Below are 18,377 nucleotides of genomic sequence, written 5' to 3'. Positions count from 1 at the left end.
TTTGCCACATGCTGATTATTCCCGCTATCGATCTTAAAGACGGTGCCTGTGTACGTCTGCGTCAGGGCCGTATGGAAGACTCCACGGTGTTCTCCGATGACCCGGTGAGCATGGCTGCCAAATGGGTAGAGGGCGGTTGCCGCCGTCTGCACCTGGTCGACCTGAACGGCGCCTTTGAAGGCCAGCCGGTCAACGGCGAAGTGGTCACTGCCATTGCCAAACTGTACCCGCATCTGCCGATCCAGATCGGCGGCGGGATTCGCTCCCTGGAAACCATCGAGCATTACGTCAAGGCTGGCGTGAGCTATGTGATCCTGGGCACCAAGGCAGTGAAAAACCCGGAGTTCGTGGCCGAGGCCTGCCGCGCATTCCCGGGCAAGATCATTGTCGGCATGGATGCCAAAGACGGCTTCGTGGCCACCGACGGCTGGGCTGAAGTCAGCACCGTGCAGGTCATCGACCTGGCCAAGCGTTTTGAAGCGGACGGCGTGTCGGCCATCGTTTACACCGACATTGCCAAAGACGGCATGATGCAGGGCTGCAACGTGAGCTATACCGCTGCGTTGGCTGCTGCTACCAGCATCCCTGTGATCGCTTCGGGTGGCATCCACAACCTGGGTGATATCAAAGCCCTGATGGACGCCAAGGCTCCGGGCATTGTGGGTGCCATCACCGGCCGTGCCATCTATGAAGGCACGCTGGATGTAGCCGAGGCGCAAGCCTTCTGCGACAGCTACAAGGCCTGAGGAGAAACCCATGGCGCTGGCCAAACGCATCATCCCTTGCCTGGACGTGGATAACGGCCGGGTCGTCAAGGGCGTCAAGTTCGAGAACATTCGCGATGCTGGCGACCCGGTAGAAATCGCCCGTCGCTACGACGAACAGGGTGCTGACGAGATTACTTTTCTCGATATCACCGCCAGCGTCGATGGTCGCGACACCACGCTGCATACCGTTGAACGCATGGCCAGCCAGGTGTTTATCCCACTGACAGTGGGTGGCGGCGTGCGCTGCATCCAGGACATTCGCAACCTGCTCAATGCCGGGGCCGACAAGGTTTCGATCAACACTGCCGCGGTGTTCAACCCAGAGTTTGTGGGCGAGGCTGCGCAGCATTTTGGCTCGCAGTGCATTGTGGTCGCCATTGATGCCAAGAAAGTTTCCTTGCCGGGCGAAACCCCGCGCTGGGAAATCTTCACCCATGGCGGGCGCAAGCCTACCGGCCTCGACGCCGTCGAGTGGGCGATGAAGATGGAAGGCTTGGGCGCTGGCGAAATCCTGCTGACCAGCATGGATCAGGACGGCATGAAAAACGGCTTCGATCTGGGTGTTACCCGCGCAATCAGCGATGCACTGGGCATTCCAGTGATTGCCTCGGGCGGTGTCGGCAACCTCCAGCATTTGGCGGACGGCATTCTTGAAGGCCACGCCAGTGCCGTACTGGCGGCGAGTATTTTCCACTTTGGTGAATACACCGTGCCGCAAGCCAAAGCGTATATGGCAGAGCGCGGCATCGTGGTGCGTTAACACTTCAGTCTTGAGCGCACCAGTGCCCACCTAAGGGTGGGTACTGGTGATCTTCACTGTTAAGGGTGTTATAGCGGTTTTAAAATATCTTCGCGGGGCGTAGAGGGGATGTTCTTAACGTTGTACAACACGGTGCACAGCTTTATTGCGGTTCGAGGTGCGAGAATAGTCTTTTCAAATGTGTGATCATCCAGTTGCTCTACGGTTCTTTTAATTAAAATCAAGTCCGGATCAGTGGGATGGTCCTTGTGAACATACTCCTTATCCCAAGGCCCGCTCCATCGAGAACGGGTTTCCCAGTCAGGCAGGTCGTAATACCCTTCAGGTTGTAAACAGTCTGTTTCGTTATAAGGGCCGTATTTGATTTCGTAACGCTCAACGAATAACGGGTCAAAAAACCAGAAAATACTGTAATGCTCGACAGCATTTTTAAAGCTTCGTATTTTTAAGATCGGCTTGTCGACAGGTTGTGCGGGTGTGCGTTCGATGGCGATGATTTTTGCATTGTCGAGTTGTGCAGTAGTTGACCGCGCCTGGGGAGAGCCGACGGCGATAATACAGAGCATATGCATGCCGAGGTTTTTATCCAACTCCCACCGGATAGACGTCTGAGTGGATGGCAATGCCTGGCTATAATGTGCTCCGGAACCGCAGCTGTTTGCGTCATGGGTATATTTATAGCGAAAGTGCGACGCTTCAACTTTAAGCTCGACGTTATAACGGTCGAGCGTAACTTCTTTTTCGGTGGGTAGAATTTCCAGGATACGTGCGGGAAGGAGCTGATTTTTCCCCAGTTTGACCGACGTTAATTGGTAAAGGTCGCACTCAGGGCTAAGGATGGTCTGAAGTAGTTGTGTATTTCTGGCTGACTTCAGCCCCTGCCGATTTTAAAAGCGGCAAATCGATCAAAAACGCTCAGATCACCCGCTTATTTCTGTGTTTTTAGCCGCCGCGAGCACCTCGCGGCAGCCATTTCCCACATTACAGGCGCACCTCTCCTGCATTCGCCAGTAAATGTCGGCGCGCCATCCACAGGTTCGACAGCGCGAACAGCGTCACCAGTTGCGCCGTGTTCTTCGCCAGACCACGGAAGCGCACCTTCACATAACCGAACTGGCGCTTGATCACCCGGAACGGATGCTCGACCTTGGCTCGTACCTGAGCCTTGGCCTTCTCAATCTTGCGCGCGGCTTTGTACAAAGCACTGCGCTTATCAAGCTTCTTGTAAGTACTACGGCGGGCGGCGATCTGCCAGATGACCTCCCGGCCTTCATGTTCAGGGCGTTTCTCGACGCCGGTGTAACCCGCGTCGGCACCGACCATGTTCTCATCGCCGTGCAGCAGCTTATCGACCTGGGTGACATCGGCCACGTTGGCCGCCGTGCCCACCACGCTGTGCACCAAGCCCGACTCATCATCGACACCGATGTGCGCCTTCATGCCGAAGTAGTACTGGTTACCCTTCTTGGTCTGATGCATTTCCGGGTCGCGCTTACCGTCCTTGTTCTTGGTCGAACTCGGCGCATTGATCAGCGTGGCATCGACGATCGTGCCTTGGCGCAGCGACAGCCCTCGGTCGCCCAGATAGCCATTGATGACAGCCAAGATGCCGGCGGCTAGTTCGTGCTTCTCCAGCAAACGACGGAAGTTGAGGATGGTGGTTTCATCGGGGATACGCTCCAAGCTCAGCCCCGCGAACTGGCGCAGGATGGTGGTCTCGTACAGCGCCTCTTCCATCGCTGGATCGCTGTAACCGAACCAGTTTTGCATCAGGTGCACGCGCAGCATCGCCATCAGCGGATAGGCCGGACGACCGCCTTCACCCTTGGGATAATGCGGCTCGATCAAGGCAATCAAACCCTTCCACGGCACCACCCGATCCATCTCGATCAGGAACAACTCTTTGCGGGTTTGTTTGCGCTTACCGGCGTACTCGGCGTCAGCGAAGGTCATCTGCTTCATGGGGAAACTCAGCGGGTGGAATCCGGGTATTTTGCCAAAATCTGGAAGTCTTCTTCAGAGTTTCCCTAAGGGTCGTGAAGACACCGTCCTTAAAGCATTGATTAAGAAATGAAACGGGTCGTGTGTAATGGGAATCCGGGCTCCATTCGGATGCGCTGCCCATGAGTTCGCATGGGGCGTCACTCAGGCATCTGTTGTTGAACGAAGCCCCGTGGGTGCTGGCTACCAGCACACTGATCAATTCATTATTGGCCCTGCTAACGACCGGTCCGCCGTAGGCTCCCGCGGTGAGGCCCGTGCATTTGTTTTTCAGGAGTCGAGTACTGACCCACGGATGGGTTGCAATATCGACCGAGGGTAATTGTGTGCAGTGAGTTGCGTGCAGGTTTGAAAACTCCGGAATTCCAAGCGTGAGTATTTCAGTGCCGGTGGGAGGTGTTCGGCTGGCTATTTTCAAAGGATGAACACCGTCCGCAATAAGCTTTGCCAAGGGCCTATCCAATTCAATAATGGCGATATTTAAACCTTCATTGCTTTGCCAGGTGACCTGCTTCAATCCATATTCTTTAAGGTGGCCTAGTGTGTTTTCAAAGTTATTGAAATAAATGCTCCCTTTTATAGGTTGGTTTTCCTGAATGCCTCCGGGGTATTCATAATCTCCATAAGTTAGGGAGTTTAAACAGCGGTGGCTGGTGATGATATAAGCAGGTGTGGTTTCAGGCGTATCTGTTTTATCACGGTTATCAATCAAGGTGGCGGTGCAAAAAGAACCCTTGTCACCGCGAAGGCGCCCAATACCCGTCCAGGTGCGTGAGCGGTTGTCTGGGTGCTCTGAAAGTTTAATAGCACCCGTTGGAATGGTTTCAATGGGCTGGCGATGTCCATTAGCTAGCGCAGTTAGAGTGATGCAGCAGAGTGCCAAACCTATAGGGTGAATCCAATTATTTAGCATGTATGAGCCTCATTGTTTTTGCCGTGGTTTTATAAGTGGGTTGCTTCACGCATAAAACAGGTTATTCATGGGCTCATGTAGATAGTTATCTATTTTTTTGCAGGGCTCTGTTAACGCACCTATGCACATTTAGCCAAAAGGCTCTGGACAGCATGGCGTGCTCGGGTCACTCTTGGGCACGCCATGGATTTGGATTGTCTGTCATGTTTAAAGGTTTTTTGCTCAGTCTTGCCGCAGGCACGATGTGCCTCGCGAGTTCCGCTTATTCGGCGCAAGCCCCCGGAACACCCCTGGTGTTGCTGACTGAAAATTTCCCGCCGTACAACATGGCCAAAAATGGCAAAAACTTCGCGCAAAACCAGAATCTCGAAGGCATTGCCGTCGAGGTGCTGCGCGAAACATTCAAACGTGCCGGTATCCCCTACAGCATGACCCTGCGCTTTCCATGGGAGCGTATTTATAACCTTACCCTGGAAAACCCGGATTACGGCGTATTTGTCACGGCACGCGTGCCTGAGCGCGAAGCACTGTTCAAATGGGTCGGCCCTATCGGCCCTGATGACTGGGTCTTGCTGGCCCGGGCCGATAGCCCGATTGAGCTGACCTCTCTTGAACAGGCGGGAAAATACCGGATCGGTGCTTACAAAAGCGATGTGATAGCCATGTCTCTGGAGAGGCAGGGGCTCAAGCCCGTCATTGTGCTGCGTGATCAGGATAACGCCAGAAAGCTGCAGGCCGGGCAAATCGACCTGTGGGCTACTGGCGACCCAGCCGGGCGTTTTTTGGCACGTCAGGTGGGCATTTCAGGGTTCAAAACAGTGTTGCGCTTTAACAAGGCCCAGTTGTACCTGGCATTGAACAAAGAAGTGCCGGATGAAGTGGTGAGCAATTTGCAGGCGGCGCTGGATCAGCTACGCGCTGAAGGTATCGTCGACAAGATCCGCGAGAAATACCTCTCTATTCATTGAGACACTTCGTGGGGGCTCCAGACAGGAGCGATCTTATGAATGTTGCTGATTGAAAAGACCAAAAGATCGCAGCCTTTTTACCTCTTCAGCGCTATGGTTTCTTATTCATCAGATAGCTCACAACAGCGGATTGATCGTTTCGGATGTTGTGGCTGTACAGGCAGTGCTGAGTGGGCTGTGCCTGGCGCACTATTTTAAACATATCGTCTTCAAACACTTCGTCAGCAAGAGGTCTGTAACCTTCCTGCGACCCGCATTCGGTTGAGGCCGGCGGCCCTGATTTGACGAAGTAGCGAGTATTGAAGTGAGCGTCGCGCTTGAGGGTGAGTTCGGTCCACTGCGGGCGCTCAAACCCATAACCTGTTGCGCTGATGGCAGGCTTCCACGCACGACCCTGTTCCTCCAGGTTGACGGCCAGCACCCGCACATTCATCAAATCCCCCCATAAAGGCCCTTGGTTCTCGCTGGATACGCCGAGCAAACAGAGCATGCTTACGCCCGCTTTTTCGCCAACGGGCGCGGTGATATGGGCATGACTGCTGGAAAAGGCAACGCTGTAGTCGGCAGGGTTTTGACAGTGTTCTGAGCGGTCGACAATTTTGTAACGGTAGAAGGGTGCGGATATTGAAAATTTCACATCCCAGGTGGGGAAAATGGCGGGATGTTTATCCCCGGGCAGTGCGGGCAAATAATGCTGCACAGGCTTCGGGGCAGATAGTGTGGTGATCGTGGCCGGGTAAAGAGAGCAATAGCCGGGATCAGTGTTCAGCACGCCATTTTTCCAGCAGTTGCTGAGGTTTTCCAGTGTGTGGGAATACTGGGTGTTAAGTTGCTGGGCTTGAGCGATGCCGCCGATGACTTCACAGGGTGCGCTTTCATTGCACCGGTTGTGGGCATTCTGGCGAAGGGGGACGGTGCCCAGGACTGCAATGATGGTGTTTGATTCGCGGTCCAGCATCGGACTCCCGGACAGACTCTGTGTTGTGATATTGCACTGGCTTGTCAGCGCGTTGCTCCACACCGAAGGGAAGGCCAATGTATCGGCGCTTGTTTGCAGCAGGCATGACCTGAGGGCGAGTGCGTTTGCCTGGGTATACGAGGCTCCGACCAGCAGGGCGCTGATGGCAGTTTTGGGTGTATGGCCCATTTTCAGGGGATGAATGCCATTTGCGATAAGTCGGGACAACGGCGCATCGAGTTCTGCTATGGCCAGATTGGTACCTTGCAAGCTTTGCCAATTGACCCGCTTGATTGTGTAGACGGAGCGGTTTTGGCGGGTGTCCTGGAAGTTGTTGAAGCTGATGGCTACGTTTACGTCAGTGTCGGTTGCGATCAGTTGCTGGTAGGGGCGCTCAAAGCAATGGCCGCTGGTAAGTACGTACGCCGGCCCGTCACTCTGATGAGAGCGTGTGTCAATGAGGGTGGCATTGCAGGTGTTCTTGGCGGAAAACGTGCCAATACCGGACCAATGGCTGTTTTGGCCCATACTGTTATTCAAAAATAGCGGGGCGGCATGGTCGATCACGCCTTGATCAAAGTTTTTCGCCGAAGCGGGCAAACAAAGAATCAGTAGCGCGCATCCAGCAAGTTGATGGTGTTTTTTCATGGGTGTACCTGATCGTGAGTGGTTATGCCCTGAGGCGGTCACTCAATTAATCAGGTGTTTGAAGGCTGCGTGCGGTAAATATATCTAGCGATAAATACCGTCTTTGCCATGACCCGCCATCGCTTTGTTGCTGCGTACGCCGATCATCTGTTTGATGTCGATCCAGTCAATGCCTTGCTCTTTCAGCGTGGGCAGTTCGCGCTCCAGCACCGCCAGTGTTTGCGGGTACGGGTGGCCGATCATCACCACCGAGCCGAATTTTTTTGCGTGTTTTATAGCGGTTTCGAGCTGGCTAGTGATGGCCTGTTCGGTGCGCACGTTGTCGAGGAACACATCACGCGAAACACTGGCCAACCCGATTTTCTGCGCCTCGGCCGCAGCGACGGTACGCGCGCTGGTGCGACTGTCGACAAAGAACTTATGCCGTTGTTGCAGTTCAGCCATCAACCAGGCCATGGCCTCAGGTTGAGCGGTCATCAAGCTGCCTTCGTGGTTATTGATGCCACTGGTGTAAGGCACGGCCTTGAACGCAGCGTCGAGACGCTTTGCCAATTCGGCGATGGGCAAATCCGGGTGCCAGGCGAACGGGCCAGTGGCGGGGTCCATGGGCATGTGCAAGATCACGATCTTGCCCGCCTTGTGAGCCTCACGGGCAAATTCGGCGGCGTGCGGGGTGTCGGGCATCACCGCGGTCGTCACCGGGCCCGGAAAGGCCAGTACTCGGCGATCCCGGGGCAGGTTCTGCCCCAGATCGTCGATGATCAGGCTCAAGTAAGCCTTGTGCGGTGTGGCGGGCGCGCTGGCCGGTGCCGCGTGGGCGGCACCGGTCAGGCAGCAGAGCAGGGCCAGGGCGAGAGAGAAACGCACCTCAATTGCCGCGGGTGATGCTCAAGCCTTTAAGCAGGCTCAAGGCCTGGCTCAGCTGGAAGTCATCGTCCTGGGGCATCGGCTTGGCTTTGGGGCCGGAACCGGTAGGCTTATCGGCACCGCCGTTACCATTGCCGAGGTGACCTTGCAGGTCGGCCTCTTTGTAGTACTCGGTATCTTGCTCGCGGGTGATCTTGGCGCGGCTGACTTCGATGTCCGGCACGATGCCCTGGGCCTGGATCGAGCGACCGTTAGGGGTGAAGTACAGCGCCGTGGTGATCTTCAGTGCGCGGTCATTGTTCAGCGGCAGTACGGTTTGCACCGAGCCTTTGCCGAAGCTGGTGGTACCCATGACCACACCACGCTTCTGATCCTGCAGAGCACCGGCGACGATCTCTGACGCCGAGGCACTGCCGCCGTTGATCAGTACTACCAATGGCACGCCTTCGCTCAGGTCCTTGCCGGTGGCCGAGAAACGCAGCTCAGAGTTGGCAATGCGACCCTTGGTGTAAACGATCAGGCCCTTGGTGATGAAGTGGTCTACCACCTCAACTGCCGACTGCAGTACGCCGCCCGGGTTGTTGCGCAGGTCGAGGATGATGCCCTTGAGGCGCTTGTTGCCGTTTTCCCTGCGCAGTTTGGACAGCGCTGCGGCAACTTCTTCACCGGTCTTGACCTGGAACTGGGTAATACGGATATAGCCGTAACCATCTTCAAGCAGCTGGGCCTTGACGCTCTTGACCTGAATATTGGCGCGGGTCAGGGTCACGTCGAAAGGCGTGCCGCCGTTGCGCACCAGGGTCAGGGTGATTTTTTGACCGATCTTGCCGCGCATTTTATCAACGGCTTCGGTCATGCTCAGGCCGCGGGTGGGCTGGCCATTGATCTTGACGATAAAGTCACCGGCCTGGATGCCGGCCTTGCTGGCAGGGGTGTCGTCGATCGGCGAGACGATTTTGATGTTGCCGTCTTCACTGCCGACTTCAATACCCAGCCCACCGAACTCGCCGCTGGTGCTTTCCTGCAGTTCGGCAAAGTCTTCGGGGCCCAGATAGGCCGAGTGCGGGTCGAGGTTGCTGAGCATGCCCTTGATGGCATTCTCCAACAGGGTTTTATCGTCTACCGGCTCAACATACGCGGCCTTGATCCGATCCATGACCTCGGCAAATGTGCGCAGCTCTTCCAGAGGCAGCGGTGCCTTGGCGCTGGCAGCAGCCCCGGCTGGCGGAATGCTCGGCTCGGCAGCGAATGCCAATGGCGAGCCGATCAGCAGAGCGATCGTCAGGGCCAGCGAGTTGAGGCGGGACAAATGCGGCATGTTGAGCGAACTCCTACGTATTAAAGGTGATGGACTCATCCCTGAGTACGACACCATTGTGCAGGATCGCTTGGGCGCCCCTGCTGACGAATAGCAAAATACAGTGCTGGCGTGGCTTGCCCACCGCTGTTACCCACGGTGGAAATCACTTCGCCGGCCTTGACCACGTCACCGGCAGACTTGAGTAACGTCTGATTGTGGCCGTACAGGCTTAAATAACCATTACCGTGATCCAAAATAACCAGTTGGCCCGCACCACGCAGCCAGTCGGCGAAAACCACGCGCCCGCCATGTACGGCATGCACCTGGGTGCCGGCACCGGCGCTGATCATCACGCCGTCCCACTTGGTGCGCGAGTCGTCGCCACGGGTTTCACCGAAGCGTGCAAGCAATCGACCATCAACCGGCCATGGAAGTTTGCCCCGGGCTTGAGAAAAAGCACCACCGTAGGAAGCGCCGGCGCTGGAGACCAGCGGTCCTGGTGTCGATTGCACCGGTTTGCGCGGGGCGTCGGTGGCAACCGCTGCAGCCTCGCGCTGGCGTTTTTTCTCGGCTTCCTGCTGCGCGATCAGGGCTTTTTGCCGCGCCTGTTCGGCTTCGCGGGCCTGGCGGGCGAGGGTTTCTTCGATGGTCTTGAGGACTTTGGCCAGATCGGCCTGATCCTGCTCGCGAGCCTGCAGCTTCTGGTCGCGGTCCTTTACATCGGAACTGAGTTTGGCCAGAACTTGCTGGCGCTCTGCACGTACCTTGTCGAGCTCGGCACGCTGGGTGTCCAGGCTGCTTTTTTGCGTGAGCAACTGCGCTTGTTGCAGATTGATATCGGCTTCGACATTGGCCAGTTGGCGCAGGGTTTCGTTGAAACCCTTTAGCTGCTCCAGGCGGGCCTGGCTCAGGTAATCGTAATAGGTGAGGGTTCGGGCGAACTTCTCGGGGTTTTGTTGATTGAGCAGCATCTTCAGGTATTCCTGGCGCCCACCCTGATAGGCGGCACGGGCCTGAATGGCGATCAGGCGTTGCTGTTCAAGTTTTGCGCTGTGGAGTTTTTTTTTCTCGCTATCTAGGCGCAGCAGCTCGCCTTCACTCTTTTTTAGTTCTTGTTGCAGGGCTTCTACCTGCTTCTCCAGCTTGCCGATTTCGGTTTCGGTACCGCGCAGGTCTTTCTGCACGCCGGACTTTTCTTCCTGGAGCTTGCCGAGGAGCTTTTTCAGCTCGCTGATATCCTGGCGCGTGGCATCCAGCTGCTGTTGGGTTTGCGCGCGCTCGTCGGCAAACGCCGGTTGGAGCAGGCATGCGAGGGTCAGGGCTATAAGGGCGCGAAGCATGGGGCGGGCGACACCTGGGGAACGGGACGGCCTAGTATGCCCGCCCTCGTCACCTATAAGAAATGGATGAAGGTGAAATTGTCATGGAACGGTCAGCCCCGTGGGAGCGAGCCCGCTCGCGAATGTCGTTAACGATAGCGCATGTTGACTGGATCAGCGCGGCGCGCTTCAGACCTTCGCGAGCAGGCTCGCTCCCACGGGTTTTATTTCAAGCGTCGACCAGAATCGATTTGCCGGTCATCTCTTGCGGCTGAGGCAGGCCCAGCAGTTTGAGCATGGTTGGCGCCACGTCGGCCAGTACGCCGCCATCGCGAACCTTGAGCGCACGCTTGCCCACATAGATAAACGGTACGGGCTCGCAGGTGTGTGCGGTGTGAGCCTGGCCGGTGGTGTCATCTGACATCTGCTCGACGTTGCCGTGGTCAGCGGTGATCAGGGCTTCGCCGCCGACTTTTTCCAGTGCTTCAACGATACGGCCCACGCAGGCATCCAGGCACTCGACCGCTTTGACGGCTGCGTCGAATACGCCACTGTGGCCGACCATGTCGCCATTGGCGTAGTTGACCACGATCACGTCATAGCGCTGGTTTTCGATGGCATCGACGATGTGGTCGGTGACTTCCGGGGCGCTCATTTCAGGTTGCAGGTCGTAGGTGGCGACTTTTGGCGACGGCACCAGAATGCGTTCTTCGCCCGGGAACGGTTCTTCGCGGCCGCCCGAAAAGAAGAAGGTCACGTGGGCATATTTTTCGGTTTCGGCGATGCGCAGCTGGGTTTTGCCGTTTTTGGCCAGGTAATCGCCCAGTACGTTTTCCAGACTGCCGGGAGCAAATGCGCTGGGTGCCGGGATGCTGGCGGCGTATTGGGTCAGCATCACGAAACCTGCCAGCTTTGGCTGACGGGCGCGGGCGAAGGCGTCGAAATTATCTTCAACGAACACGCGGGTCAGTTCGCGGGCGCGGTCGGCACGGAAGTTCATGAAGACTACGGCGTCGCCGTCTTCAACACGTACAGGTTCGCCAATGGTGGTGGCCTTGACGAATTCGTCGCTTTCGCCACGCGCGTAGGCAGCTTCCAGACCTTCCTGGGCAGTAGCGGCGTTGAACTCGCCCTTGCCGTCGACGATCAGGTTGTAGGCCTGCTCGACACGGTCCCAGCGATTATCACGGTCCATGGCGAAGTAACGGCCGATCAGGCTGGCGATGCGGCCCTTGCCCAGGTCCTTGAAGGCTTCGTCCAGCAGTTCGATGGACGATGAAGCGCTTTTTGGCGGGGTATCGCGGCCATCGAGAAAGGCGTGCAGGTAGATTTTTTCTGCGCCGCGCTTGAAAGCCAGCTCGGCCATTGCGATCAGGTGATCCTGATGGCTGTGAACACCGCCATCCGAGAGCAAACCGAGGATGTGCACGGCCTTGCCTGCACCCACTGCCTTGTCGACCGCGGCGCAGATGGTCGGGTTCTCAAAGAACTCGCCATCACGGATCGACTTGGTGACGCGGGTGAAATCCTGATACACCACACGGCCGGCACCCAGGTTCATGTGGCCAACCTCGGAGTTGCCCATCTGGCCGTCCGGCAGACCGACATCCATGCCCGAACCCGAGATCAGGCCGTTCGGCATGCTCGCGCAAAGACGATCCAGCACCGGTTTCTTGGCCGAATAAACGGCATTGTATTCGTGACTTTCACTGTGACCGAAGCCATCCAGGATGATCAGGACCAAAGGTTTAGGCGTGGTAGTCATAGATCCCACTCGTGGCTGGTTTATAAGAAGGTATGAAGAGGACGCGCAGTTTAAAGCTAAGTTCATGTGGCGTCACCGCCGGGCGGGGTTTGGCCGACCAAGGTGGCTGTGTATACTGGCCCACATTTTACGACCCTGGAACCTTCTGATGGTTGATCACCTGATTACATTTGCCACTGCTCACTACCTGCTTGTAGGCGCGTTTGTCATCCTGTTGGCGCTATTGATTGCTCACGAAATCAGCCGTGGCGGGCGCAGCATCAGCACTGGCGAACTGACCGGCCTGGTCAATCGCGACGAAGGCGTGGTGATTGATATTCGCCCGGTTAAAGACTTTGCCGCCGGACACATCGTGGGTGCCCTGAACATCCCGCAAGACAAACTGATGGCGCGTATTGCCGAGCTGGACAAGCACAAGGGCAAGACCATCATTCTGGTTGATGCTGCCGGTCAGCACTCGGGCGGCCATGCCCGTGAGCTGCTCAAGGCTGGTTACAATGCTGCCAAGCTGTCTGGCGGTATCTCCAGCTGGCGCGCTGACAACCTGCCAGTGGTGAAGTAAATATGTCCAAGGTCATCGTTTACTCCAGCGACTACTGCCCTTACTGCATGCGAGCCAAGGCTCTGCTTGAGAAAAAGGGTATTGCCTTCGAAGAGGTCAAGGTCGACGGCAAGCCCCAGGTACGTGCCGAGATGGCTCAGAAGGCAGGCCGCACGTCGGTTCCGCAGATCTGGATTGGCGACAAGCATGTTGGCGGATGCGATGACCTGTTTGCTCTGGAGCGCGCAGGTAAATTGGATGCGCTGCTGAACGTCTGACTCTCATTCTCTATAAGCCCCAAGATCAACAAGGATCTGTGATGACTGACCAACAGAACACCGCTGCTGTTAGCGATGAAGACTCCGCTCCACAATTCTCCCTGCAGCGCATCTACGTGCGTGACCTGTCGTTCGAAGCGCCGAAAAGCCCGGCGATCTTCCGCCAGCAGTGGGAACCGAGCGTTGGCCTGGACCTGAACACTCGTCAAAAGCCGCTGGAAGGCGACTTCCACGAAGTGGTTCTGACCCTGTCGGTTACCGTTAAAAACGGCGACGAAGTGGCTTTTATTGCTGAAGTGCAACAGGCTGGCATCTTCCTGATCAAAAACCTTGATCCAGCGTCGATGAACCACACCCTGGGCGCGTTCTGCCCGAACATCCTGTTCCCGTATGCCCGTGAAACCCTGGACAGCCTGGTAACTCGCGGCTCGTTCCCGGCGTTGATGCTGGCTCCGGTGAACTTCGATGCCCTGTACGCGCAAGAATTGCAGCGCATGCAGGAAGAAGGCAGCCCGACTGTTCAATAAACAGTCGATGCCACAAAAAAAGCGCCTTATGGGCGCTTTTTTTATGTGTGGGTGCGGGTTACTTGAAGCCTAACTGGCGCCAGGCCTCATACACGGCGACCGCCACGGTATTGGACAGGTTCAGGCTGCGGCAACCTTCGCGCATAGGCAGGCGCAGGCGGTGGTCGCCGTCCAGGGCGTCGAGTACTTCAGGCGGCAGGCCACGGCTTTCAGGGCCAAAGAGAAAGGCATCGCCTTCGGCAAACTGTACGTCGTGAAAGGGCCTGGAGCCTTTGGTGGTGAAGGCGAACAGGCGCGGATGGCCCAGGCTCTCAAGGCAGCTGGCCAGGTCGGCATGACGCTTGAGCGGCGCATATTCGTGGTAATCGAGCCCGGCACGGCGCAAGCGCTTGTCGTCCAGCTCAAAACCGATAGGCTCGATCAAATGCAGGTGGCAGCCGCTGTTGGCGCACAGCCTGATAATGTTGCCGGTATTCGGCGGAATTTCTGGTTGAAAAAGGATGACGTGAAACATGCACGGCTCCGAACTTAAAGATGGGCAGCATTCTACGCCTGAAGAGGACCCGCGACCGAAACTATGGCCACGGGTTTTAGGTTCTTTGGCGATAGTCGGTGTGATGGTGGGGATGATGATCGGTCGTTTGACCGCGCCAACCCCGGTTGAGCTGCAACAGGTGGATGTGCTGCCGGGTGCTCTGGTGGTGTGGTTCAGTGCCGAGCCCAAGCTGCATGGTGAGTTGGTCGATGGCACATTGGGGTTGCTGTTCGATGCCAGGGGCAAGGTGCAGAGCGGCCAGTTGACGTATAACGGCAAAAGCGTGAACTGGCGGGTGCGTGATACAGATGGCGGGTTGCTGCTGACCCTGGTGGCGGCCCGTGCCTTGAAGGGCGACTGGGCCGGGGCGTTACAAGATGGACGCTGGCGGTTGCAGGTGAACCTGCGAGAGTAATAAAAGAGGGAATTCCAGCCTGCCTGTACCGGGTTCCCCAAAAGCGCTGTGCGCGTTGATGCAAAAGGCATCAAGGCTGCGAGTGTAAAAGTGGGGAGTCTTGACCTGCCTGTATCAAGGTCCCCTAAAGCGTTGTTGCCTGCTATAGGTATTGCAGGGCGCGTGCCAATTTTGGGTTTTTTGTAGAAATTGCTTCGTGAGTACGCAAAAGCCCCGGAATCCGGGGCTTTTGTTTGGGGACTGATTTTTGTGCGAGGGTTGGCGCAAACCATTGGGCTAGAGCCGTGCACGATAATGGGGCGGGTTGCTTGAGGGTGGTGCGGTCAAGATCAAGAGCCCCTCACCTTAGCCCTCTCCCGGAGGGAGAGGGGACTAAAAGCAAAAGCAGATTTATGCGACACCTCCAATCAGCTCCCTCTCCCTCGGGAGAGGGTTGGGGTGAGGGCGCTTTTGATCTGCCTCAGGCCTCGTCGCCATCATCCTCGTCGCCATCGATCTTCATGCCCAGTTCCTTGATCTTGCGGGTCAAGGTGTTGCGGCCCCAACCCAGCAGCACCGCAGCGTCTCGACGACGGCCCGCGGTATGCTTGAGCGCGGTTTCGATCATGATCCGCTCAAAGGTGGGCACGGCGCTGTCGAGCAGATTGGACTGGCCACGCCCCAGGGCCTGGTCAGCCCACTGGCGCAGCGCCTGCTCCCAGTTGGTGACAGGGGAGGCGTCCTGTTGCAGGTTCAGCAGCTCGGGCGGCAGGTCGCCGATATGTACTTCGCGACCCGAGGCCATCACTGTAATCCAGCGGCAGGTGTTCTCCAGCTGGCGCACGTTGCCTGGCCACGGCAGGTTTTTCAGGTACTGCTCGGTCTCGGCCTTGAGCAGTTTTGGCTCCACGGACAGCTCTTGCGCGGCACTGCTGAGAAAGTGCCGGGCCAGGGTCGGGATGTCTTCGCGGCGGTCAGACAGACGCGGGATATGGATGCGGATCACGTTCAGACGGTGGAACAGGTCTTCACGAAACTTGCCGGCCTGCACCAGGGTTTCAAGGTTCTGGTGCGTGGCTGCGATGATGCGAACATCCACCTTGACCGGCATGTGCCCGCCAACCCGATAGAATTCGCCATCGGCCAATACCCGCAGCAGCCGGGTTTGGGTGTCGGCAGGCATATCGCCGATTTCATCGAGGAACAGGGTGCCGCCATCGGCCTGCTCAAAGCGGCCCCGGCGCAGGTTCGCAGCGCCGGTGAAAGCGCCTTTTTCATGGCCGAACAGCTCGGATTCCATCAGGTCCTTTGGGATCGCAGCCATGTTCAATGCGATAAACGGCGATGCAGCCCGCGGGCTGTGGCGATGCAGGGCGTGGGCCACCAGCTCTTTGCCCGTACCCGATTCGCCGTTGATCAGCACCGTGATATTGGAGTGGCTCAGGCGGCCAATGGCACGAAACACCTCTTGCATCGCCGGTGCTTCGCCGATGATTTCCGGGGTGGGGGCAAGCGTTGGCGCCACGGCCAGGCCTTGTTGTTCCTGGGCGTGCTGGTTGGCGCGCTTGACCAGGGACACGGCGTCATCGACATCAAACGGCTTGGGCAGGTATTCGAATGCACCGCCCTGATAGGACGCTACAGCGCTGTCCAGATCGGAATGAGCGGTCATGATAATGACCGGCAGGCGCGGGTGCTGCTCGCGGATTTTGGCAAGCAGGTCCAGACCGCTGGAGCCGGGCATGCGGATATCGGAAATGATCACGTCAGGCTGCTGGCGAGCCAGTCGGCTCATGACCCCATCGGCACTGTCGAAACTTTGTGTGGTCATGCCTTCCTGTTGCAAGGCTTTTTCCAGGACCCAGCGGATTGAACGGTCGTCGTCGACGATCCACACGGTTTCACTTCGGCTCATGTCGATGCGGCTCCTTGTTCCAGTGGTAGAAAGATCGAGAAGAGTGTGTGGCCGGGGTGGCTTTCACACTCGATCAACCCCTGGTGCTGACTGATGATGTTTTGCGTGATGGCCAGGCCAAGCCCGGTACCGTCCGGGCGACCGCTGACCATCGGAAAAAAAAGTGTGTCTTGCAGCTCGGCAGGTATGCCCGGGCCGTTGTCGATAATTTCGATTTTAGTGACCAGCCGGTGGCGTATGTGGCCAATGGTGAACTGGCGCATGGCGCGGGTACGCAGGCTGATGCGGCCCAGGCGCAGCTCGTTCTGGCTGCCGATGGCCTGCATCGCGTTGCGCACGATATTGAGTACGGCCTGGATCATTTGTTCGCGGTCGATCAGCAGGTCGGGCAGGCTCGGGTCGTAGTCACGCACCAAAGTGATGCTGCCCTGGGTCTCGGCCTCGACCAGGTTGCACACGCGTTCAAGTACTTCGTGGACGTTGGTCATGGCCAGCGACGGCAGTTTGTTGGAGCCCAGCATGCGGTCGACCAGGTTACGCAGGCGGTCAGCCTCTTCGATGATCACGTTGGTGTAGTCGCGCAGGTTTTCATCGGGCAGTTGGCGGGCCAGCAACTGGGCCGCGCCGCGAATGCCGCCCAGCGGGTTCTTTATTTCGTGGGCCAGGCCGCGCACCAGCATCTTGCTGGTCTCCTGCTTGGACAGCTGGGCCTCTTCTTTGGTGATGCGCAGCAGACGGTCGCGGGGGTGCACCTCAAGCAGCAGCATGGTGCCGCCATTGCTCAAGATGGGCGTCACGGCATAGTCCACTGTCAGGTTCTGGCCCGTCAGCGAGGTCAGCATGGCTTCGCGCTTGGTAAACGGGTGCGCTTGCTCAACAGCCTGGCGCAGCGAGTGCAGTGCCTCGGTGGACTCCGTAAAGAGCTCACTGATGAACTGCCCGTGACTGCGTTGACCGCTGATCGCCAACAGCATCTCTGCCGCCGGGTTCATGTACTCAAGGCGCAAATCGGCATTGAGTAAAAGCGTGGCGGTGGTGAGGTTGTCGAGTAACAGTCGGTGCAGGGCGTCACTGATGGTCATGGGCCGATCCCGGATTGCGTGCGCGGGTGAAGCGCTGGTGCAAGGAAAATGCAAAAACCAAACCAAGGCTCCGAAAAGAAGCGTCGCCCCCCTGAAATAGGCGTTTACAACATGAGCGCATATCGTCGCAGTCCAGCGTGCGAGGGTTTTTGAACCAAATTGGGCTGGTTAATGCACTCTCAAACTATAGTCGCACCAATATAGTGCATTTTAGGTGAATGGATTCAGTTGGCTGAAAAATGGACCGGTGCTGATGGCGATGAGCGAGTGGTTGCTGTCATGCGTTGCTGTAGTCGCTGCCGAAGGCTGCGATAGGGAGCCCTTATCGCAGCCTGCGGCAGCGACTACAGGTTGGGTGTCAATGGGACAGTGGCATGCCGGGTGTGCCGGCATAGAACACGATCAGTTCAACCGGTCTCTTGCCGCTGGTGCCGCGATGGGAGGTGTTGACCATCTCGGGCAGTACCTGGCCAGGTTTGAGCGTGGTTTTGTGCAGGCCATCTTCGGTTTCTACCATCAGTTCGCCTGCGACCACATAGGCGATATTGGGCATGGGGTGCGTGTGCCATTTCAGTGCGGTGTTGGCCGGGAGGGTGATTTTGACCACGGTGAATTCCGGCTTGCCGTCCGGCCATGTGTAAGGAGTGCCAATCCACGATTGCCCGGTCTTGAGCAGTTGCTCGACATTCACCTCAGTGGGTGGGCTGGCGCAGCCCAGCAAAAGCAGGCAGGCGCACGACAGCAGCAGGGTTTTGAGGTTGAGTAGGGTGGGCATGTCAGTCTCCATTGGTTGAGTGGCGACAAACTACCGGTCACTCAGCAGCGTGGCTGTCAGGTGC

19 protein-coding genes are annotated in these 18,377 nt (G+C 57.3%); 7 read left to right on the top strand and 12 right to left on the bottom strand.

Annotated features, from left to right (window positions below):
• Window positions 1–8 precede the first annotated feature (8 nt).
• Complete coding sequence (hisA, locus tag CJU81_RS01750; protein ID WP_088378464.1) at window positions 9–746, top strand: 1-(5-phosphoribosyl)-5-[(5-phosphoribosylamino)methylideneamino]imidazole-4-carboxamide isomerase; 738 nt, start codon at window positions 9–11, stop codon at window positions 744–746.
• Between the two features lie 10 nt (window positions 747–756).
• Complete coding sequence (gene hisF / locus CJU81_RS01745; protein WP_095035260.1) at window positions 757–1,527, top strand: imidazole glycerol phosphate synthase subunit HisF; 771 nt, start codon at window positions 757–759, stop codon at window positions 1,525–1,527.
• A gap of 68 nt (window positions 1,528–1,595) precedes the next feature.
• On the opposite strand, the gene CJU81_RS01740 is transcribed toward hisF, so the two are convergent.
• The 3 genes from CJU81_RS01740 to CJU81_RS23635 form a co-directional block, all read right to left on the bottom strand.
• The gene (locus tag CJU81_RS01740; RefSeq protein ID WP_141232556.1) at window positions 1,596–2,117 is read right to left on the bottom strand and encodes a hypothetical protein; all 522 of its coding nucleotides are present in this window, start codon (window positions 2,115–2,117) and stop codon (window positions 1,596–1,598) included.
• A gap of 391 nt (window positions 2,118–2,508) precedes the next feature.
• Entirely contained in the window at window positions 2,509–3,489 is a 981-nt protein-coding gene (locus tag CJU81_RS01735) for an IS5-like element ISPre1 family transposase (protein WP_011077862.1), read from the bottom strand.
• Window positions 3,467–4,441, bottom strand: a complete 975-nt coding sequence (locus tag CJU81_RS23635) for a hypothetical protein (RefSeq protein WP_141232555.1) — start codon at window positions 4,439–4,441, stop codon at window positions 3,467–3,469. The genes CJU81_RS01735 and CJU81_RS23635 overlap by 23 nt, the downstream gene beginning before the upstream one ends.
• A 203-nt stretch (window positions 4,442–4,644) precedes the next feature.
• Between CJU81_RS23635 and CJU81_RS01730 the strand changes: the two genes are divergently transcribed.
• Window positions 4,645–5,409 carry a substrate-binding periplasmic protein gene (locus tag CJU81_RS01730; protein WP_095035258.1) on the top strand — a complete coding sequence of 255 codons (765 nt, stop codon included), beginning with the start codon at window positions 4,645–4,647 and terminating at the stop codon, window positions 5,407–5,409.
• Between the two features lie 91 nt (window positions 5,410–5,500).
• Here the strand turns inward: CJU81_RS01730 and CJU81_RS01725 are convergent, their stop codons facing one another.
• The 5 genes from CJU81_RS01725 to gpmI all read right to left on the bottom strand — a co-directional run bounded on the left by CJU81_RS01725 (window position 5,501) and on the right by gpmI (window position 12,266).
• Window positions 5,501–7,015: a hypothetical protein gene (locus tag CJU81_RS01725; protein ID WP_095035257.1), complete on the bottom strand. Its 1,515-nt coding sequence runs from the start codon at window positions 7,013–7,015 to the stop codon at window positions 5,501–5,503.
• Window positions 7,016–7,099: 84 nt separating this feature from the next.
• Complete coding sequence (locus tag CJU81_RS01720) at window positions 7,100–7,882, bottom strand: divergent polysaccharide deacetylase family protein (RefSeq protein WP_095035256.1); 783 nt, start codon at window positions 7,880–7,882, stop codon at window positions 7,100–7,102.
• Between the two features lies 1 nt (window position 7,883).
• Complete coding sequence (locus CJU81_RS01715; RefSeq protein ID WP_095035255.1) at window positions 7,884–9,200, bottom strand: S41 family peptidase; 1,317 nt, start codon at window positions 9,198–9,200, stop codon at window positions 7,884–7,886.
• A gap of 35 nt (window positions 9,201–9,235) precedes the next feature.
• Window positions 9,236–10,522, bottom strand: a complete 1,287-nt coding sequence (locus tag CJU81_RS01710) for a murein hydrolase activator EnvC family protein (RefSeq protein WP_095035254.1) — start codon at window positions 10,520–10,522, stop codon at window positions 9,236–9,238.
• A gap of 208 nt (window positions 10,523–10,730) precedes the next feature.
• Window positions 10,731–12,266: a 2,3-bisphosphoglycerate-independent phosphoglycerate mutase gene (gpmI, locus tag CJU81_RS01705; protein WP_095035253.1), complete on the bottom strand. Its 1,536-nt coding sequence runs from the start codon at window positions 12,264–12,266 to the stop codon at window positions 10,731–10,733.
• 148 nt (window positions 12,267–12,414) lie between these two features.
• Between gpmI and CJU81_RS01700 the strand changes: the two genes are divergently transcribed.
• From CJU81_RS01700 to secB, 3 genes are read left to right on the top strand one after another with little or no spacing between them, the layout of a single operon-like run.
• The gene (locus CJU81_RS01700; RefSeq protein ID WP_095035252.1) at window positions 12,415–12,828 is read left to right on the top strand and encodes a rhodanese-like domain-containing protein; all 414 of its coding nucleotides are present in this window, start codon (window positions 12,415–12,417) and stop codon (window positions 12,826–12,828) included.
• 2 nt (window positions 12,829–12,830) lie between these two features.
• On the top strand, window positions 12,831–13,085 hold the full coding sequence (gene grxC, locus CJU81_RS01695) for a glutaredoxin 3 (RefSeq protein WP_095035251.1): 255 nt from the start codon (window positions 12,831–12,833) through the stop codon (window positions 13,083–13,085).
• Between the two features lie 41 nt (window positions 13,086–13,126).
• Entirely contained in the window at window positions 13,127–13,612 is a 486-nt protein-coding gene (gene secB / locus CJU81_RS01690; protein ID WP_095027950.1) for a protein-export chaperone SecB, read from the top strand.
• 58 nt (window positions 13,613–13,670) lie between these two features.
• Here the strand turns inward: secB and trmL are convergent, their stop codons facing one another.
• Complete coding sequence (gene trmL, locus CJU81_RS01685) at window positions 13,671–14,126, bottom strand: tRNA (uridine(34)/cytosine(34)/5-carboxymethylaminomethyluridine(34)-2'-O)-methyltransferase TrmL (protein ID WP_095035250.1); 456 nt, start codon at window positions 14,124–14,126, stop codon at window positions 13,671–13,673.
• Here trmL and CJU81_RS01680 point away from each other — a divergent pair.
• A complete protein-coding gene (locus CJU81_RS01680) occupies window positions 14,125–14,562 on the top strand; it encodes a hypothetical protein (RefSeq protein ID WP_095035249.1) in 438 nt (145 codons plus the stop codon). The two genes, trmL and CJU81_RS01680, sit on opposite strands and share 2 nt — an antisense overlap.
• A gap of 460 nt (window positions 14,563–15,022) precedes the next feature.
• Here the strand turns inward: CJU81_RS01680 and ntrC are convergent, their stop codons facing one another.
• From ntrC to CJU81_RS01665, 3 genes are all read right to left on the bottom strand, one after another.
• Complete coding sequence (gene ntrC, locus CJU81_RS01675) at window positions 15,023–16,456, bottom strand: nitrogen regulation protein NR(I) (RefSeq protein WP_095035248.1); 1,434 nt, start codon at window positions 16,454–16,456, stop codon at window positions 15,023–15,025.
• Window positions 16,453–17,538 carry a nitrogen regulation protein NR(II) gene (gene glnL / locus CJU81_RS01670; RefSeq protein ID WP_095027954.1) on the bottom strand — a complete coding sequence of 362 codons (1,086 nt, stop codon included), beginning with the start codon at window positions 17,536–17,538 and terminating at the stop codon, window positions 16,453–16,455. Before glnL ends, ntrC begins: the two co-directional genes overlap by 4 nt.
• Window positions 17,539–17,896: 358 nt before the next feature.
• Window positions 17,897–18,313: a cupin domain-containing protein gene (locus tag CJU81_RS01665; protein ID WP_095035247.1), complete on the bottom strand. Its 417-nt coding sequence runs from the start codon at window positions 18,311–18,313 to the stop codon at window positions 17,897–17,899.
• Window positions 18,314–18,377 lie beyond the last annotated feature (64 nt).

Origin of the sequence: Pseudomonas fragi (assembly GCF_002269505.1) — a bacterium.
In the GTDB taxonomy this organism is placed as follows: domain Bacteria; phylum Pseudomonadota; class Gammaproteobacteria; order Pseudomonadales; family Pseudomonadaceae; genus Aquipseudomonas; species Aquipseudomonas fragi_D.
This window is presented reverse-complemented; position numbering and strand designations above follow the sequence as displayed.

Excerpts from the sequence above, each read along its gene's own strand:
- hisA (WP_088378464.1), top strand. The coding sequence starts at position 9 with ATGCTGATTATTCCCGCTATCGATCTTAAAGACGGTGCCTGTGTACGT.
- hisF (WP_095035260.1), top strand. The coding sequence starts at position 757 with ATGGCGCTGGCCAAACGCATCATCCCTTGCCTGGACGTGGATAACGGC.
- CJU81_RS01735 (WP_011077862.1), bottom strand. The coding sequence starts at position 3,489 with ATGAAGCAGATGACCTTCGCTGACGCCGAGTACGCCGGTAAGCGCAAA.
- CJU81_RS23635 (WP_141232555.1), bottom strand. The coding sequence starts at position 4,441 with ATGCTAAATAATTGGATTCACCCTATAGGTTTGGCACTCTGCTGCATC.
- CJU81_RS01730 (WP_095035258.1), top strand. The coding sequence starts at position 4,645 with ATGTTTAAAGGTTTTTTGCTCAGTCTTGCCGCAGGCACGATGTGCCTC.
- CJU81_RS01725 (WP_095035257.1), bottom strand. The coding sequence starts at position 7,015 with ATGAAAAAACACCATCAACTTGCTGGATGCGCGCTACTGATTCTTTGT.
- CJU81_RS01715 (WP_095035255.1), bottom strand. The coding sequence starts at position 9,200 with ATGCCGCATTTGTCCCGCCTCAACTCGCTGGCCCTGACGATCGCTCTG.
- CJU81_RS01710 (WP_095035254.1), bottom strand. The coding sequence starts at position 10,522 with ATGCTTCGCGCCCTTATAGCCCTGACCCTCGCATGCCTGCTCCAACCG.
- gpmI (WP_095035253.1), bottom strand. The coding sequence starts at position 12,266 with ATGACTACCACGCCTAAACCTTTGGTCCTGATCATCCTGGATGGCTTC.
- CJU81_RS01700 (WP_095035252.1), top strand. The coding sequence starts at position 12,415 with ATGGTTGATCACCTGATTACATTTGCCACTGCTCACTACCTGCTTGTA.
- grxC (WP_095035251.1), top strand. The coding sequence starts at position 12,831 with ATGTCCAAGGTCATCGTTTACTCCAGCGACTACTGCCCTTACTGCATG.
- secB (WP_095027950.1), top strand. The coding sequence starts at position 13,127 with ATGACTGACCAACAGAACACCGCTGCTGTTAGCGATGAAGACTCCGCT.
- CJU81_RS01680 (WP_095035249.1), top strand. The coding sequence starts at position 14,125 with ATGCACGGCTCCGAACTTAAAGATGGGCAGCATTCTACGCCTGAAGAG.
- trmL (WP_095035250.1), bottom strand. The coding sequence starts at position 14,126 with ATGTTTCACGTCATCCTTTTTCAACCAGAAATTCCGCCGAATACCGGC.
- ntrC (WP_095035248.1), bottom strand. The coding sequence starts at position 16,456 with ATGAGCCGAAGTGAAACCGTGTGGATCGTCGACGACGACCGTTCAATC.
- glnL (WP_095027954.1), bottom strand. The coding sequence starts at position 17,538 with ATGACCATCAGTGACGCCCTGCACCGACTGTTACTCGACAACCTCACC.
- CJU81_RS01665 (WP_095035247.1), bottom strand. The coding sequence starts at position 18,313 with ATGCCCACCCTACTCAACCTCAAAACCCTGCTGCTGTCGTGCGCCTGC.